The 17,753-nt window shown below is 59.0% G+C and carries 13 protein-coding genes, 2 pseudogenes and 1 other annotated feature; of the genes and pseudogenes, 3 read left to right on the top strand and 12 right to left on the bottom strand.

What is annotated here, in order from left to right; all coding sequences use genetic code 11:
• The 10 genes and pseudogenes from BUE39_RS28355 to BUE39_RS28405 form a co-directional block, all read right to left on the bottom strand.
• The coding region (locus BUE39_RS28355; protein WP_159442563.1) for an alcohol dehydrogenase catalytic domain-containing protein at positions 1-281 on the bottom strand (281 nt) is incomplete at its 3' end.
• 25 nt (positions 282-306) lie between these two features.
• Positions 307-1,029, bottom strand: a complete 723-nt coding sequence (locus tag BUE39_RS28360) for an enoyl-CoA hydratase/isomerase family protein (RefSeq protein WP_073431988.1) — start codon at positions 1,027-1,029, stop codon at positions 307-309.
• A complete protein-coding gene (locus tag BUE39_RS28365; RefSeq protein WP_073431989.1) occupies positions 1,026-2,195 on the bottom strand; it encodes a CaiB/BaiF CoA transferase family protein in 1,170 nt (389 codons plus the stop codon). Before BUE39_RS28365 ends, BUE39_RS28360 begins: the two co-directional genes overlap by 4 nt.
• Before the next feature lie 41 nt (positions 2,196-2,236).
• Positions 2,237-3,598, bottom strand: a complete 1,362-nt coding sequence (locus BUE39_RS28370) for a short-chain fatty acid transporter (RefSeq protein WP_073431990.1) — start codon at positions 3,596-3,598, stop codon at positions 2,237-2,239.
• A gap of 184 nt (positions 3,599-3,782) precedes the next feature.
• Complete coding sequence (locus BUE39_RS28375) at positions 3,783-4,898, bottom strand: aromatic ring-hydroxylating dioxygenase subunit alpha (protein WP_073431991.1); 1,116 nt, start codon at positions 4,896-4,898, stop codon at positions 3,783-3,785.
• 81 nt (positions 4,899-4,979) lie between these two features.
• Entirely contained in the window at positions 4,980-5,996 is a 1,017-nt protein-coding gene (locus BUE39_RS28380; protein WP_084561509.1) for a PDR/VanB family oxidoreductase, read from the bottom strand.
• 179 nt (positions 5,997-6,175) lie between these two features.
• Positions 6,176-7,108, bottom strand: coding sequence for a LysR family transcriptional regulator (locus BUE39_RS28385; RefSeq protein WP_073431992.1), 933 nt, complete (start codon positions 7,106-7,108; stop codon positions 6,176-6,178).
• A 437-nt stretch (positions 7,109-7,545) separates the two neighbouring features.
• A protein-coding gene (locus tag BUE39_RS28390; RefSeq protein ID WP_090518841.1) for an IS3 family transposase occupies positions 7,546-8,780 on the bottom strand; the annotation gives its coding sequence in 2 pieces (ribosomal slippage) (positions 7,546-8,489 and positions 8,489-8,780; 1,236 coding nt in all).
• Positions 8,383-8,499: a sequence feature (AL1L pseudoknot), on the bottom strand. It overlaps the preceding gene by 117 nt.
• A 23-nt stretch (positions 8,781-8,803) precedes the next feature.
• Complete coding sequence (locus BUE39_RS28400) at positions 8,804-10,027, bottom strand: IS110 family RNA-guided transposase (RefSeq protein WP_073431994.1); 1,224 nt, start codon at positions 10,025-10,027, stop codon at positions 8,804-8,806.
• Between the two features lie 686 nt (positions 10,028-10,713).
• Positions 10,714-11,979: pseudogene (locus BUE39_RS28405) on the bottom strand (aldehyde dehydrogenase family protein); the annotation flags it as partial.
• Between BUE39_RS28405 and BUE39_RS28410 the strand changes: the two are divergent.
• A pseudogene (locus BUE39_RS28410) lies at positions 11,953-12,192 on the top strand (methyl-accepting chemotaxis protein); the annotation flags it as partial. The pseudogenes BUE39_RS28405 and BUE39_RS28410 sit on opposite strands and share 27 nt — an antisense overlap.
• Before the next feature lie 841 nt (positions 12,193-13,033).
• Here BUE39_RS28410 and BUE39_RS28415 read toward each other — a convergent pair.
• On the bottom strand, positions 13,034-13,300 hold the full coding sequence (locus tag BUE39_RS28415; RefSeq protein ID WP_073431995.1) for a hypothetical protein: 267 nt from the start codon (positions 13,298-13,300) through the stop codon (positions 13,034-13,036).
• 52 nt (positions 13,301-13,352) lie between these two features.
• Positions 13,353-13,604, bottom strand: a complete 252-nt coding sequence (locus BUE39_RS28420) for a hypothetical protein (protein WP_073431996.1) — start codon at positions 13,602-13,604, stop codon at positions 13,353-13,355.
• Between the two features lie 875 nt (positions 13,605-14,479).
• Here BUE39_RS28420 and BUE39_RS28425 point away from each other — a divergent pair.
• Positions 14,480-16,150, top strand: a complete 1,671-nt coding sequence (locus tag BUE39_RS28425) for an alkaline phosphatase family protein (protein ID WP_073431997.1) — start codon at positions 14,480-14,482, stop codon at positions 16,148-16,150.
• Between the two features lie 438 nt (positions 16,151-16,588).
• Complete coding sequence (locus BUE39_RS28430; RefSeq protein WP_073431998.1) at positions 16,589-17,710, top strand: YncE family protein; 1,122 nt, start codon at positions 16,589-16,591, stop codon at positions 17,708-17,710.
• The last annotated feature ends 43 nt before the right edge of the window (positions 17,711-17,753 follow it).

Below are 17,753 nucleotides of genomic sequence, written 5' to 3' on the forward strand. Positions count from 1 at the left end.
TGGCGGCATTCCGGCGTGTAGAGCGGAATCACGTGATCGCCCTTCTTCAGCGTGCCGACGCCGGGACCGACATCGACGATCACGCCCGCGCCTTCATGGCCGAGAATCGCCGGGAAAATGCCTTCGGGATCGGCGCCGGAGAGCGTGTAGTAGTCGGTGTGGCAGATGCCCGTCGCCTTCACTTCGATCAGCACTTCACCGGCGCGCGGCCCTTCCAGATCCACTTCTTCGATCGTCAACGGGGCGCCGGCTTTCCATGCGATAGCTGCTTTGGTTTTCATTGGTTACCTTTAAAAAGCTGGCGCATTAGCGCTCGCTCATGTACGCGAGGATGCGCGATTTGAGTCCGGGGCGCGACGCGGACCGAACCAGATCGGCGAGATCCTGATCCGGCCGCTCCCTTTCCAGTACGCGATACAGATGCTGTTGCGTCGTCGGATCAAGCAGTGTGGCAACCTGCAGCGCTTCGGCGACTGCATCGGCGCGTCCGTCTGCTTCGACCAGCCTCGTGACGAGGCCAATATCCGCCGCCTCCGTTGCGCTCATCTGCCGGGTCTGTTCGAGAATTTCGCGAGCCTTTGTATAGCCGACGACGTCGCCAAAACGCCGCGTGCCCAGCACAAGGCCAAAGCGCAAGCCGGGCATCCGGAAACTCGCATCGGCCGCGCTATAACGATGCCGGCATGCCGCAAAGAGATCGACACCCGCGCCGAAGTTGCGTCCATGGGCGAACGCAACCGTCAGACAGGGGGACGACGCCACGAGATGAAGCAATGTCTCGACCCTCACCAGTCGCAATAGCAGGTCTGCGTCGCTCTGGCTATCTAGGTCACCCTGATCGAAGCCCGCACTGAAGTTCCTTCCCACGCCCTGGAATACGAGCATTCTGGCGCCACTCGCATGCGCGTCGCCCACGCCCTGCAACAGCGCTTCGACAAGCGGCGAGTTCAACGCATTCATCTTGTCGGGACGGTTCAACGTGAACGCCCAGGATTGCGCGCTTCTCTCGATTTGGAGCTGGTCCGTCATTGTTTCTCCACTGCATGGCGCGCGGTGATACCGGCAATGATCTCTTCCGAATGTTCGCCGAGCCCCGGCGGCGCACGGCGTATTGGCAAGCCGTGCCCCGACAGGTTGATCGGCGATCCAAAAGTACGAGTCTCGACGCCGTTGGGCAACGTGAGCGGCTGGACCCACTGCATGTGCTCCACCTGCGGATCGGCGAGCACATCCGAATAATTGTTGATCGGCGCACAAGGCACGCCGGCCGCTCGAAACCGCTCGAGCCAGAATGGCGCGGGCTCGTCGGCAAAGATTGTCTCAAGCATGAGTCTGAGCTGGTCCTGATGACGCGCGCGATGGCTCGGCGTGGTGAAGCGGTCATCGTCGGTCCACTCTGGATGACCGAGCACCCGGCATACAGCGACCCATAGAGCGTTGTTGCCGGCGGCCATGCCGAAGTAGCCGTCACGGCAACGAAACACCTGGTACGGCGCATTGCGCGGATGAGCCGAGCCCATTTTTACCGGATCGCGACCGCTGCCGAAATACTCCGACGTCTGCAACGCGGCAATGCCGAGCGTCGCACCAAGCATCGAGATGTCGATATGCGAGCCCCGACCCGACTGCGCGACGCGCCGCAACTCAGCCGCAATCGAAAATGCGGCATACAAACCCGCAGAAAAATCGGCTAGGGGCACACCGCATTTGACCGGCGCACAGCCCGGCTCACCAGTGATACTCATGATGCCGCTCATCGCCTGCAAGGTCAGATCGAAACCACCTTCCTGAGATCGCGGCCCACTCTGTCCATACGCAGAAATGGAGCAATACAGCAGGCTAGGATTGATGCCTGCAAATGCGGCATAGCCAAGGCCTAACCGGTCCATAACACCTGGGCGGTTGTTTTCGATCAGCACATCGGAGTCACCTATCAGCGCTTTGGCAAGACTGACGTCTTCCGCGTCTTTGAGGTTCAACGTAATCGAACGCTTGTTGCGATTCAAAGAAGCGAAGTTCTCGCTGAATCCATCCGTGATCGGCGGCCATGAACGCAACGAGTCCCCGCCTTCCGGATGCTCAATCTTGACAACGTCTGCGCCCATGTCGGCCAACAGCATGCCGCAGAACGGCCCCGCTGCCACATTGCATATCTCGATGACTCTCACGCCCTCGAGTGCGAGCTGGTTATTCATTACTATTCCCATGGAATGTCAGTAGGCGCTCGTGCGCAGAATCACGTACCGGCGAAAATCGGCACGATGAACAGATAGACGAATCCGACAAAGCTCCCGGCCGTCAGAAAGATCACCAGGGTGAAGCCAAGCACCCGCTGCACGCCGACGCCCGCGATTGCCACTACGGGAATCGCCCAGAATGGTTGGAGCAGGCTGCCCGCCATCTCGCCAGCGGCGATCGCCATGGACGTGCCGGGCAACGATGCGCCTAGATGCATGGCCGCAGGAATGGTGAAAGGCCCTTGAACCGCCCAGTGGCCGCCGCCGCTCGGAATAAACAAAGTAATCAACCCCGACGCGAGATAGCTAAGGAACGGCAGCGTAGCCGTCGACGCGACATGGATGTAGGCATTGGCAACCACTTCCGCGAGTCCCGTTGCAGCCATGATTCCCATAATTCCGCCATAGAACGGATACTGAAGCAGCATCGGACCGGTCACCTTTGCCGCCTCGGTCACCGCGCCGACATAGCGACGTGGGCTTCCATGCAGACACAAGCCCGCCAGCAAAAAAATAAAAATCACAGTGTTGATATCGAGGCTGACGCCATGACGCGTCCACTCAATGGCGAGGTACGCCGCGCCCGCCACGACGAACACCAACGCACACAGACGAGAGCCTTCGAGCATGCCGGCGAATGAGTTTGCTCGCGACGAGTCGCCGAGATCAGGGGTCTTGTCAGCGGCTTCGAGCGCATCTTGCCCGGCCGCGATGATGTCGCCCTCTGCGGGCCGCATCAGAATGAAGATGACGGGGATTAGCACCATCGCCGCAAAGCCAGTCAGCAGATTCCACGTTGAAAAAACCGTATGAGACAAAGGCACGACGCTGTGCGTATGGTGCTCAACCAGATTCAGAGGATTGCCCGGAGAAGCAATCGACAACGCGATCGAACTGGACATACCGGTGAACGCCCACAGCACCCAGGAACTGTAGCCCGCTGCGACGAGCCAGGCGAAGTCCACGCGTACGTGCTTTGCCACCTGCTTCGAGAGCATGGCGCCGACCACGAGTCCGAAGCCCCAGTTGAGGAACGTCGCAATTGCACCGACTGTAAACACCAGAATGACAGCCGAACACGGCCCGACCGCAAGCCGGCTGAGGCGTTCCAGACCGGACTTGATGATCGGGGCACTCGCTAACGCATAACCGGTCACAAGCACTAGCACCATCTGGAACGCAAACGTGAAGATGCCAAAAATCCCCTTGTACCAGCCGCTTAGAATTACGTCTGGTGTGGCTTTCGGCGCGAACGCTATCGCGAATAACGCGGTCATGATGGTCAGCAGGATAACAATCACGAAGGGATCGGGCATCAGTCGTTCGAAGAGGTACACACACGAACCAACCGCCCTTTGCATCAACGACTTTCCCCCACGCCGGCCATGCGATGACGGTGGCGATGCGACGCCTAGCGGCGCCGAAGTTTCATGAGTTTTCACGATTTGTCTCCAGGCATTGAGCCAAATATTTATGGTGCGCCGGACGTTCGCTCGCACGTGGCGGGAGCCGGCACCCGCCACGCCGTCCACGTGAAACAGCTATTCAGGTCGTGACCGGCTCCTTGACGGCGGTCGGTCTATCGGCTGGCACGATCTGCAACTCTCGCTCTTTACGCTGAAGGCCCATCAGGATCTGGCGGGCGCGACGCAAAGCCTTGTCAGTCTTGAGGAAGAGTTCGGAATATCCGTCGTCCGGAAACTCCATCATTGTTTGCTGGCGTTCCAGCGCCCACTGATCCTGTGCGACAACTTCCGGGAACATTTCCGCGACGCGTTGCGCCGTTGGCATCGTCGGGTCGCTCAAGGTTCTGTGCCAGTTCTTGCACGACACGGACCAACGCCAGACCAGATTGCGCTCGTCGACCGGCAAATGGAGATGCAACAGTGTGTATCCGCGCTCCTTGTCTGTTCCGAGTTCACCTGGCGGCGCAACGCGCATCACGACTCGCGTGAGTCCCGGGGTCACCATGCAATGCGTATGAATCCGCTCTACCGTGTCGTACAGAAACCATTCCTTCAGATACGGCGGTTGCTGGTAGCTGTCGACGTGTCGGGTGGTTTTTACATACGTATATCCTTCGCTTTCGCCTTCTTCCAGTTCCACCGGAATCTTGCTGTTCTCCTTGTCGCCGATATTGCCGTCGTGCAATGGATAGAAATGTGTGATGTCGAGCAGGTTTTCGATCAGCAGAAGATAATTGGCGGGCACGTGCAGTGGGCCTGGAGAACCGATCGAAAGATTCGCAGGCTCAAGAATCTCCGGCGTGCGCGGTGGCGCCACGCGTTGCGCCGCTGCGGGGTTGCCCGGCCAGATCCACACTACGCCGTCCTGTTCCGTCACCGGGACCACGCTGAGACGCGCTTGCGAAGGAATCGCCTTATCCGGCTGGGAAGGAATCGCAATACATTGTCCGCTCGTGTCGTAGCACAATCCGTGGTATGCACACTCCAAACGTCCGCCGTCGAGCAGTTTGCTCTGCGAGAGCGGGAAGCGCTTATGGCAGCAACGGTCGTCGAACGCGACGACTTCACCTTTATCGGAGCGCCACATTACGACCGGCCGTCCGACTATCTTGTGCCCTTGCAATTCACCCTCGGGAAACTCGGATGAGAAACCAATGGGATACCAGCAATCCTTAACATATTCGAATGTGCTCATGATAAAACCGTCTCCAGTGGATTTTTTTGAGCAGGCGCATTGCACTGCGCCGGCTGAATGTGAAGAACCAGAAGCGCTGAACTAAAGGTCTAGAACAATTGACACGCTCTTTGCACGACTGCAGCAGATCATGATGAATTCTTCCCGATCGTCTTCATCGAGCACCGAGTCGCGGTGAAGTGGGTCACCCGAGAGATAGCGGGTCATGCATGTGCCGCAATAGCCTTCGCAGCACGAGGTGTCGACTTCGACTCCTTGCAGTTTCAGCGCATCGACGATCGTCTCACCCGGATGCACGGTAAGGCGCTTCTTCGAGCGCGCCAGTTCGACTTCGAACGGCGTGTCGGGATCGTCGCCAGCTGTCCGCACCGGCGAGCCCGATGCGGAGAAACGCTCGCAATGGACAGCGTCGCGCGGCCAGTGTCCGCTTGCCGCTTCGATAGCGTCCATGAGTCCTGCTGGGCCGCAGTAGTACAAATGCGCACCATCTGGACGGCTTTGCAGAGTCGCCTTCAGATCGAGTCCCTTGCTGGGGTCGCCGTTGTCGTAGTGGATCGACGCTAGCCCGCTGGCAACAAGACCGCACAATTCACGCGTGAAAGCGGTTCGTTGCGGCGTGCGGGCGCAATAGTGCAGATGAAATGCTTCGCCGCGACGCTGAACTTCGGCGACCATCGACATGAGCGGTGTGATTCCAATCCCGCCAGCGATGAAGATATGTCGGGTGGCTGAATTCGACAATGCAAAATGATTACGGGGCGCGGACACAGTGACGATCTGCCCGGCTCGTAACACATCGTGCATCGCCACTGATCCGCCTCGGCCGAGCGGATCACGCAGCACGGCAATCACATAACGATGACGCTCTGTGGATGGATTGCACAGCGAATACTGGCGAATCGCGCCGTCGGGTAAATGAACGTCAATATGCGAACCCGGGGTAAACGCAGGTAACGTGTCGCTGTCCACGCTAACAAATTCGAACGCATTGATGTCGTCCGCCAGATAGGAGACGGACTGCACGCGCACCTGCAGTTTCGAGGGCGCAATAGAATCCTGGCGCACGAGTGGGGCTTCGTGCAGAGTGATTGCATTCATGTCTTCCTCCATATGCTGCTCTGGATGGCAACTTCGGTGGCTCGGATCGTGTCGATCAGCGCGCCGTTGCTTTAGAGAAAGAGTAGAGGCGTCGACTTATAAGGACAAGCGAGTAATTTTCGAGTGCATACATCAACTTTCTTGAACTTATTTGACGCAATGCAACATATTGCGGACACCTATTGTCTGTCGAAAGTGCTCACCTCGCGGGCGAGTTCAGCCACAGTCCGGGCCAGCGAGAAGGAGTGTCCCTGGGGGAAAACGGCGACAAACTGGACAGGTTCGAGTCGTGGAGACGTTGTGACGATTTTAAGCCTGCCACTTTCTATTTCGCCCGCGTAATGTTTTGCTGGCAGGTACGCGACGCCCATACCAGCCATCGTCATTGAAGCCGCCACTGCTACGCTTTTGCAGCGCGCGAGATAACGGCCGCGCACATGTTCATTCTGGAACCAGTCCTCGATCGCCGAATAGTGAAATGACTTCGGCTTCATCCCGATGATCGGGTAGCCCGCCAGCTCTGCCGGGCCGTATACGCGATCCTCAAGCCCCAACGCAGGGCTCGCCATCCACTCGAAGGCAACCGCGCCGAGCGACAACGTCGAGAGCTCTTGCGCACGCGAGTGACCGGGCGCAAGGACAAGCTCAAGTTCGGCTTGCGCAAGGCTTTCCATGAGCTCTGCTGTGAGCGCCTCCTCAATTTCAAGGCGTACGTTGGGATAGCGCTCCGCGATGGTGCGTATCAGTTCAGGCAACCACGTTGTCGTAATGACTTCGGCGACACCAAAACGCACCGTGCCGAACATCGATTCCGGCGCAGCGATGCGATGCTCGAGTTCTGTCGACAAATCGAGAATTCGGCTGGCGTATTCCATCAGCTCTCGTCCCCTCGGCGTGAGCCGTGCCGTTCTGTGGGTACGATCGAATAGCTCAACGCCAAGCGTGCGCTCGAGTTCGCGCACCCGCATGGACACTGCGGACTGTGTAGCATACAACCTCTCGGCAGCCGCCGAAAAACTGCCTAGCGTTACCGTCCAGAAAAACGTCTCCAGTTGTTGCAAAGTCACGTTTGCCTCCGCACGCTTCGTATTGAGGAAGTTCAGCCAGATCATTTCTGATCAGTGTACGCAGTGGCGCGGCATCCGTAAGCGGTGGAAAATCCTGGTGCTTTGCTAAGGCTGCGTGAGGGTTGCATGCTCGACGGGCTTCAGGGCGTCGAGCATCCTCAACGCCAGCTCATTGAGACGCTCGTTCGAACAGTGTGGTAAGGGAGGCGAGGCGAGAGGCGTCGCACGCCACAGGTTCGCGACCTACTGTTTTATGGCATTCCGGCTGGGACTTCGCTTGACCGGTTTGGGCCGCAAGTACGCATCCGCTTGCGGTGAGACCGGTCATTCGCAGCGCCGACATGCGAATGACAGGAAGGCGATCCGTAGCCGCCTGACGAACGCCGACACTCGAATGTCGGCAAAGGCCGAACTATTGTCCCAATGACTCGGGCTTGATTGACCGGACTGAACCGCCCCGGGAATCGTGGAGGCTGGTTGGTTTAAGTTAATACGGGTTCAGCGGCAGCTGTTTCAAGTTGCCGATAGTAGTTTGCCTCAGCTTCGGCGGGCGGGATATAGCCGAGGGGTCCCATCAATCGATGATGATTGAACCAGGCCACCCACTCCAGCGTTGCCAGTTCAACGGATTCCCGCGTTTTCCAGGCGCGGCGATGAATCAGTTCAGCCTTGTACAAGCCGTTGATCGTTTCAGCCAAGGCGTTGTCATAGTTGTCGCCCCGGCTGCCGACCGACGGTTCGATGCCCGCTTCGGCCAGCCGTTCGCTATAGCGAATGCTGACGTATTGGGACCCTCTGTCCGAATGGTGTATCAAGGTCCCGTCGTCGCCCGGGCGTCGCGCGTAAAGCGCCTGTTCAAGTGCATCCAGAACGAAGTCAGTGGTCATCGAGGTGCTGACGCGCCGGCCGACAATACGGCGAGCGAACACGTCGATCACGAAGGCCACGTACAGCCAGCCCTGCCACGTCGAAACGTAGGTGAAATCCGAAACCCAGAGCTGGTTTGGCCGTGCCGCCTTGAACTGGCGATTGACCCGATCGAGTGGGCGCGGGGCTATGGCATCAGGAACAGTCGTGCGAACACGCTTGCCTCGCATCACGCCGCGCAAACCCAGTTGCTTCATCAACCGTTCGACCGTGCAGCGCGCCACCGCGATACGCTCCCGGTTCATCTGCTTCCAGACTTTATCGGCGCCGTAGACCTGCATGTTGGCCCGCCACACACGCTCGATCTCCGGCCGCAGACGTTCATCGCGGATTGCGCGAACAGAGCGCCGCGACGGATCACGAAGCTGCGCGGCATGGCGTCGGTAGCCCGACGGGGCAATCCGCAAGACCTTGCAGATCGGCTCGACCCCGAAGGTGTCGCGATGCTGATCGATAAAGGCCTTCAGGACTTGAAACGGCGGTCGAGTTCCGCCTGGGCGAAAAACGCGCTCGCGACCTTGAGAATCTCGTTGGCACGACGCAACTCCTTGACTTCGCGCTCCAGGGCCTTGAGGCGCTCGCGCTCGTCTGAGCTCACGCCATCGCGCTCACCGTGGTCGACCTGGTCGCGCTTGACCCACTCGTGCAGTGTCTGCGGTGTGCAGCCGATCATCGGCGCAATCGATTCGACCGCCGCCCACATCGACGGATGTTCGCTACGCTGCTCGCGCACCAGGCGCACTGCGCGCTCCCGGACTTCCGGGGAAAACGTGGTTACCTTCTTGTTCATGGCTCCATTCTGGTAAGAAGCCCTTATGACGGAGAAGCTGGCTGCACCGGATATCCAAGATCCGTGAGGCGTTTTAGCAATCGCTTGACGGTGTTCTGCATGTCATGCCGGGCGAAATAGTCTGCACCGAGATCTGCATATTCCACTCCATTACGAAGCAAGTGCCACGCTGCCGTGAGCATTGATGCAGCCACTGCGATGATTGCCTTCTTTGAGCCGCGCCGCGCCTTGATGCGAGTAAACTGGGCGAACAGGTAGCTGTTCTTCGTACGTACTGCGGCCCATGCGGCAGTCACGAGTGCCGTCTTGAGCCATGTGCCGCTCTTGCGAACGCGCGTACTGCGGCGCTTACCGGCGCTCTCGTCATTGCGGGGACACAGTCCAGCCCACGATATGAGGTGAGCGGAATCGGGAAAGCGCATCATGTCGACGCCAATCTCGGCCACCAGGACCCGGGCGGTCAGGTCACCGACGCCGGGAATGGTTTTCAGCAGTTGAACGTGCTGCCGGATTGGCGTCAGCGCGAGTCCCACCGCCGCATCCAGATCAGTCAGCGCGTGCTCAAGGGCGTCGATGAGCTGCAAATGGAGCGCGAGCATCGTACGGTGATGGGACGTTATGCGTCCGCGCAATGCTTCGCGTAGTTCACCCGTCTTCTTGCGCGCGTGACCTTGCGCAAGTGCCGCGAGCAGCACCGGATTGTTCTCGCCCGAGATGATAGCCTTCAGGATCGCGCGCCCGCTGCCGCCAAGTACGTCAGAAAGGACGCTGCCCAGTTTGAGATTGGCATCCTCGAGCAGCTTCTGGATACGCAGACAATGCTGGGCGATCTCACGCGTCAGTTGTTTGCGTGTGCGTGTCAGATCACGTAACTCCTGGATCGCCGCAGGCGGAACGAAGCTTGAGCGGATCAGCCCATGTGCGAGCAGGTCCGCGATCCACGTCGCGTCATTCACATCGGTTTTACGGCCCGGCACGTTCCGGATATGCGCAGCGTTGCCCAGCACGAGTTCGAAGGAGCCCTCGAGCACGTGCCACACTGGTTTCCAGTAAACGCCGGTGGCTTCCATGGCCACGTGGGAACAGCCATGGGCGGCCAGCCAGTCCGACAGCGCCAGCAACCCCTTCGTGGTACTGCAGAAGCTCTGCACTTCATGATGCGCTGGCGCAGACACACAACGGACGCAGGCGACGATGATGTCCTTATGGATGTCCAGTCCTGCACAGCGCGGATAGAGTACCTGCATGCTGCCCTCCTGCAAGATAGAGAATGGCAGCGGCGACAACCCTCGTTATCGGATTCTGGTAAGCGTGCTCCGGCAGGGCAACATGTGCCCTCGGTCACAATTCGGGGTGCTCGCAGGGTTGCGGGTCCAACTCTCAAACGGGCTCAGTGCACCAGATAATGGGCCGACCTCGACCACCGCTGCCTCATGATCGTATTCCTTCCCAGATCCGCCTGCAGCAGTCGTGCGCTTCATCCTTCGGGGTCGGGCAAAAACCCGATGAATCACTCTCAAGAGTTGGAGCCTCCACAAAATCCGGGGCGGTTCAGACCACTCCGTTAGCTGCCCTTGAGTGCTCGACGGCGCGACCGGCGGCAGTGGGTCGCGTGCTGCCGATCACAGGCTTGCGAGGTTCAAGTGCGCATGCCTTTTGCATGAGGCAGCGCGCGGCCATAAACAGCCTTTCGCGGTTGCGCAAAGATCGTCATTCAAGTGGCTGCTCCATACCGGTCAACGGACCTTCAACGCGGACATCCACTTCGTAACCTGCCGCCGTCGAATGTGTTCTCGCTAGAACTGCTTGTTTGCGCATGTTAACTGGCGGGTAACCGGCTGACGGGCAGCCGGTTACCGTGCAGTCGTGGTGAGTGCAGCGAGAACTCGAGCACCTCCTTGATACTGCCGGTTCGCGCTATTTCACCGCTTCCTCAAACATTTCCAGGAGCGATGTAAGCGGTTTTCACAGTCGTATAGAACTCGCGCGCATAGGTGCCTTGTTCACGCGGACCCAGGCTCGAACCTTTGCGCCCGCCGAACGGAACGTGGTAATCGACGCCCGCTGTCGGCGTATTGATCATCACCATGCCGGCCTGTATGTGGCGCTTGAAATGGCTCGCATATGCCAGCGACGTGGTGCAGATGCCGGCGGAAAGGCCGAATGGTGAGTCGTTGGCTACGGCAAGCGCTTCCTCGTAATGCGCGACCTTGATGACGGAAGCGATTGGACCGAACACTTCCTCCCTGTTGATCGTCATCGTCGACGTCGTGTTGGTCACGAGAGCCGGCGCCAGGAAGAATCCTTCGGTTGCCGAGGTAGCACGTCCACCGCCAAACACCGAACCACCTTCGGTGCGTGCGAGTTCGATATAACGCTCGTCCTGTTCCAGCTGTTTGGCATCGACAACGGGACCGATCTGCGTCGCCGCGTCCAGCGCGTTACCAATCCTGAGACTGCGCCTGCGCGCCTGCATGGCCTCGACGAAACGGTCGTGGATGCCGCCCGTCACGATCAGGCGGCTCGATGCGGTACAACGCTGGCCGGTGGAGTAGAAGGCGCCGTTGATGCAGGCCTCGACCGCGACGTCCAGATCCGCATCGTCGAGCACTACCATCGGGTTCTTGCCACCCATCTCGAACTGGAACTTCTTCCCGGTGGCGACGCATTTCGCGGCGATCGCCTGGCCGGTCGCAACCGAGCCCGTGAAGCTGATGGCATCCACGTCAGCTGATGTGACGAGTGTTTCGCCGACGATCGAACCCGTGCCCATGACGAGGTTGATTACGCCCGCGGGTGCACCGCTTTCGGCGACGATCCGGACGAGTTCCCATACGCTGCCCGGCACGAGTTCCGCCGGCTTGATGACGACGCAGTTTCCATACGCGAGTGCAGCCGCGATCTTCCAGGCGGGAATAGCGATCGGGAAGTTCCACGGCGTAATCAGACCGATGACGCCCAGCGGTTCGCGTGTGACTTCAAGCGTCAGTCCCGGGCGAACGGACGGCACGATCTCGCCGCCGACCCGCAATGCCTCGCCCGCGAAAAATTTGAAAATCTGTCCGGCGCGTCCCACTTCGCCGACTGCTTCGGCGAGCGTTTTTCCTTCCTCGCGTGCCAGCAGCTTACCGAGTTCGTTTTTGCGCGCAAGGATGGTGCTGCCGACCTCGTCGAAACCATGCAGAACGTCGGGTCGGCGATCCAGCGCTTAACTGACATCATGGGCGAGATCGCGGCAGCGTCGCACGAGCAGACTCGCGGCATTGAGCAGGTGAATCAGGCCATTGCCCAGATGGACCAGATCACGCAGCAGAATGCGGCCCTCGTTGAGGAGGCCGCGGCCGCCGCCGGGTCGTTAGAAGATCAGGCTCAGCAGCTGCGCGCTGCTGTCGCTGTGTTTCGCACTCGCTAGACTGAAGTGATACTCCGGTGAAGAACGCGGCTCGGGCGCAGCGAACGCTCGTTGCCGATGCTATCTGGAGATTCGGAGGCAGCCAGGGCGGCGCCCCGGCCGTCTCGGTGTCGAGACGGAATGGTCACCGCCCTCCCTTCGGGGAGCTGGGCATGATTGAGGGCCTCCAGAACCGAACGGCATCAATGTGCCAAATCTATGGTCCACCCCATTTTTGCAACCCTGATCTTCGATGGAGAGTCGGCTTGCTTAAATCTATTCGGCGTCGTTGTGGGGATTGCTCCCCGCGCCACGATGAGATTCGCGCCTGACGATCCTTCACAGTGGGTCGGCTGCGAAAAGCCTGTCTGGCACTCAGGTTCTTCGCCAGGCCGGTGTGCCGTTCACGTCATCAATTTTCAACCGCAAAACCAGTTGAATGATTTCGATTACCCCAACTCTCGAATATCTATTTGGGAGACCCGAGGAACTGGTTGGAGCATTACATCGATATCGAGACCGGAGCTATGGTCGCGGCGAAGTGCTAGGGAGCACTGTCCTCAAAAGTGCGGTCAGTCTCCGGCCGAGGCTGTGTGAAAACGCACGTTGAATAAGGTTCTCAAAGAAATCGACCCTTCAGATCGCGCTGTGTTGGCTTGGCAGTGACTTGGGAAGGGTAAAACGACACCCGAAAACCGAGTAGTTTTGTGTTTTCACACAGCCTCGGCCACCTTCCGCCTCTCGTCGGCGTATTTAGACGGACAGTCAAATGTCAGCTCTGCACGCCTCAGCGGAAGTTTGCAGTCGCGCGTCGCGAACCTGGTGTCGCAATATCATGAGGCAGCGGCACGTTAGTCCGCCGTCAGAGATCGTCGGTCGAAAGCATTATCCGCTCGCCCGTACCCGGCAACGCTTTCTGCTCCACAGTCTGCAAAAGCCGGCGCTTGCCAAGCTCGAAGGCAAGCATCAATTGTTTCGGGGTCTCGTTCACAGCGCCGAGTTTTTCACAAACCGTTTCAGCAGGAAGCGCAAAGGCGCAGTATCCCCAACCGAAAGCGTAGGCCGAAAACCATAGTGTCGAGTCGACGGTAAGGAGCGGTGCCGTAAGGTTCGTATGAGGCTGGCCCATGGCTGTCACTTCCTGACCGATAGGGGCGGTTTTTGATTTTCGCATAGCGGCCTTACAAGAGTTGTTCTCCTGCGGACTCGGTGACGAGTGGGCCGCATGTGCCACTACCCGCCAGGTTGACCAGCGCTTGACGCCCGTCCCTGCGGGCGGCGTTCTCAGTCAGGAAGGTTTTCTCACTGAAAGCAATGAGCTTGAATCCGCTCCCCCGTGCACGCGGGATGGTGATACCCCAATGCCAGCCTCCGGCTTGCTCGAAGACATGCAATACAGGGGCGATTGGCCCGTAAGCCTGGGAAGTCGTCATGGTGCGTTCTCCTGTCAATTCTCCTGTCACATTGCGACCGTGGGGCGAACGATTGCCGACGCTCCGCCTTTAGACTACCGCTATTCTGCTGCGCAGCAATGTATCGAGCACTGTTGTAATATCAAACGTCCCAGCGATCACCGCGCCGGCTCATCGACGAGCGCATGCCGTGGGCGTCCCGTACCAGGCGACGAGGACCACCCAACCTGGCAAGGCCAGGCGCCGCCAGAATATCGCCATACGCTTTGGGGGGTCCCGATACATTGCTCCTCACCTCGCACACATCCGAGCCTCGACGACCAACGTAAGCCGACCCGCTGTTCTCTTCCATTCCTGTTACCGACAGTGTCGCCACCTTTGATCGTGGGTACATTAGCCCCGCGAGGCCGGCACCGCGTGGTAGTGCGAGGACGCGCCTGGGAACCCGAAACCCGCGATCCGGCTCGACTGTACGTCGTTTCCAGACGAAGTGGTACATCGGCAGGGGATCAAGCGCCAAGGCTGCAGCGGACTGGCTGCTACTGATTCGATGAATGGAGCACAAAGAATCGGGGTAATAATCGTCAGTCCTGTTACTGATAGGGCGCCAGGCCTTCGCTCGATCCTGCGAGCGCTTGCCAGGCTCCGTCCGCAATCGCGCGCCGCTCAGCGGCCAACGCTGTTCGCGCGGCACCTGGCGTACGCGTGCGCCAACACATCTTCTCGATGGATCTTGTCGTGCAGCGCATGGAAGCGAAACCCGGCTTCTTTTCTTTGTTTCTAGCGTTGGCGGGTTATGCAATCGAAAGCGTCGATTCATCCGGACGACTCAATTCCACTGCACATTCATTCCCGGATTACCGGATATTCCGTGGCGAACTATAAAAGGATAGGAAATGAAGACGATCAAGATGTGGAAGCCTCGTACGCAAAGCGCCGTTAGCGTAAGCGTTGCCTTGCTTGCCGGGCTGTACTCGGCGGGCGCAGCGGCGTTCGACGTACATGATCACGAGCTTGAGTCAGTGAAGCATGTGTTGTTGATCAGCTTCGATGGTTTGCATGAGCAGGATGTCGCACGCTGCGTCGGTTCGAATGCGTGCCCGAATCTTGCATTGCTGGCCAGGTCGGGTACGACCTACACCAACGCGCACACGCCGGGTCTTTCCGATTCGTTTCCGGGCCTCGCCGCGCTCGTCACCGGCGGCTCGCCCAAATCCACGGGCCTGTTCTACGACGTGTCCTATGACCGCACACTGTTCGCACCGTCCGATAGCAATTGCACCGGCAAGCAAGGCTGGAACGTCGTATTCGACGAGACCACTGGCATCGATGGCGAAAACGGCGGTGCACTGACGCATCTCGACGGTGGTGGCGCGTTCAATCCGCAAGCAATTCCTCACGCGTTGATCAACGGAGTCTGTACGCCAGTGTATCCGCACAATTACGTAAAGACCAACACGATTTTCGAAGTGGTCAAAGGCCACGTGAAAGGCGCTCGCACCGCCTGGGCGAACAAACATGCGTGGGGCTACGACTGGCTGAATGGACCGTCCGGCACAGGCGTCGACGATCTTTCGCGCACCGAGATCAATTCGATTGATCCCGCTACCAATACGAGCTACACCGACGTCTATACGCACACGGAACAGTTCGATAATCTGCATGTGCAGTCGTTGATCAATGAAATTGACAGCAAGGATTCGACAGGTCAATCCAGCGCCGACGCGCCCACGGTGTTTGGAACCAACTTCCAGACATTGAGCGTCGCCCAGAAAGCAGCGGTTGCGACGGGTGGCGGCTATCTGGATGCGAGCTTCACGCCTGGTCCGCAGGTAGCCAACGCAATTGCTTATCTGGATAACGCGTTGGGTCGCATCGTGTCCGAACTCAAGCAGCGCAACCTTTATTCGTCGACGGCGATCATCGTCACCGCGAAGCATGGGCAGTCCCCGACCGACCATTCAATGCTGGTGAAGAACGGCGATACACTCTCGAAACTCCTTGAAGCAAGCAACTATCTGGATCCGAACGGCAACTTCGGGCAGAACAGTACGAAGAGCGGCAACCTCAATGATGGAACCGGGCTCGTCGGTACGGGTTTCGTGCAGACCGATGACATCGGCCTGATCTGGTTGCGCGATCAGAGCCAACTGCCTGCGGTCGTGAAGACCCTGAAAGACAACCTGAACTGCAACGCACCCGGCATTTGCGCGGACGGCCCGCAGGCATACATTCTGTACGGCCCGCGGTTGAACGACCGATTCGGTGAACCTGCCCGCGGCCGCACGCCTGACATCGTCGTCCAGCCGAACCCGGGGGTCATCTATACATCGAGCAAGACCAAGGACGAAGAACACGGCGGCAACGCCCCCGACGACAGCCATCTCGGTCTCGTGGTTTATGTGCCTCACGGCCGTCACGCTGGACGGACCAACGGCGAGCGTGTGCTGACCACCCAGGTTGCGCCGACGATCCTGCGTTTGCTCGATCTGGATCCTGAACTGCTGCACTCGGTCGCTACTGAAGGAACGCGTACGCTGCCGGAGTTCGATGGCGAGCGCTTTTAGGTGAATGGCTGTACCCGCCGTGTCGTGCCTATTGCGGTCGGTGCCAGTTGAGCCATGGCGACCGGTCGATGCACATGCGGCGGCCGGTGCATATTCCCACGGATAACCGATCCCTGGAAGACGACGTCGCGGCTCGCGCAGCTTTGTACAGGTTGCGCGGGATCTTGCACCGACTATCCAAAGTGCCTGACGCACTCCAAGGGAAATCCACGAGAGCGCGTCACTACGGAATACCCGCGCCTTCATCGCGCGCTCAGGCAGGCTTCAGATCGTTTACAACTATAGCGTTCGCTCAATGCAGACCATAAATAAGTTTTACTTTCCGATTCACCATTGCAAAGCCATTGTGTGAAGCGTACTGCCGACCCCTCACTACCATTTCTTAAGATTCCTTAATGAATGAGCTGTCAGGTCAATAAACGGAAAGGAGACGACTGGATGGAAAAGCACCTGATGACCTCGATCTTGCTCGGAATGGCCGCGTTGACCGGCTGCGGCGGCGGAGATAACGTCAGCGGCCCCACTGTGCCGAAGCTCGTGGCGAATATCGCCGTGCCGAATGCCTCAAGCCCGTCGTTCAGTTTCGACATCGGCTACGTTGAAGCGGGAACGTACTTTCTCGCCGACCGCAACAACAAGGCAGTGGATGTCGTCGATACAAAATCGAACACGCTGGTCGCGCAGATCCCCGGACCGTTCACTGGTGCCGGCGCAACGACAAACGAGTCGGGTCCCGACGGAATCGTGGGCATCACCGGCACGAGCACGATTTATGTGGGTGACGTCGGCTCTGTCAAAGTGATCGATACCGCTGCGCGAAAGACGGTCAACACCATTGCCATCAACACGTCCGGATCGCGCGTCGATGAGGGCTGTTACGATCCGGATGATCATCTCGTGATGTATGCGAGCCCTGGAGAATCGCCGCCTTTCGTCACGTTTGTTTCCACGTTGACCCAGAAGGTCGTGGTGACACTTCCCTTCAACGGTTCATCCGGGCTCGAAGCATGCACCTATGATCCTGCCTCGAAGAGCTTTCTGATCAACAACGATGGGACCACCGCCAATCCCGACGGCGAGCTCGATGTCATCGCCGCCAGTTCCGCAGCAGCGGGAAATCCATCTGTCGGCAAGTCGTTTGCGCTGGGCAAATGCGCACCGACGGGAATCGTACTCGGGCCGAATAACGACGTGCTCGTTGGATGCGATCCGTCAGCCGGCGATCCCCTCATCACGCTCATTCTGGACCGCACGAGCGGCGAGATTCGGGCCAGCCTGCCATTTGGCGGTGTGGACCAGGTTGGCTATGATCCGGCGTCCAACCGCTATTTCCTGCCTGCCCGGCACTACGTGTCGAGCGGAATTGCTGCCGAGTCGGGCTTCAGTCCGCAGATGGCGGTGATAGATGGCGCGTCACGGCAGTTGCTCTTCAAGATTCCAGTCGGCACAGGCGCGCATTCTGTCGCCATCGACAGCACGCGTGGACAGGTGTATGTGCCGTTCCAAGGCGGCGCGACCGACTTTCCCAACGGCGGCGTCTCGGTGTTCTCGACCCGCTAGCCAGTTCCGTTCGAGAGCTTCGACGAATGATTCCAGTGGAGCC

The organism is Paraburkholderia terricola (assembly GCF_900142195.1).
GTDB classification, from domain to species: Bacteria; Pseudomonadota; Gammaproteobacteria; order Burkholderiales; family Burkholderiaceae; genus Paraburkholderia; species Paraburkholderia terricola.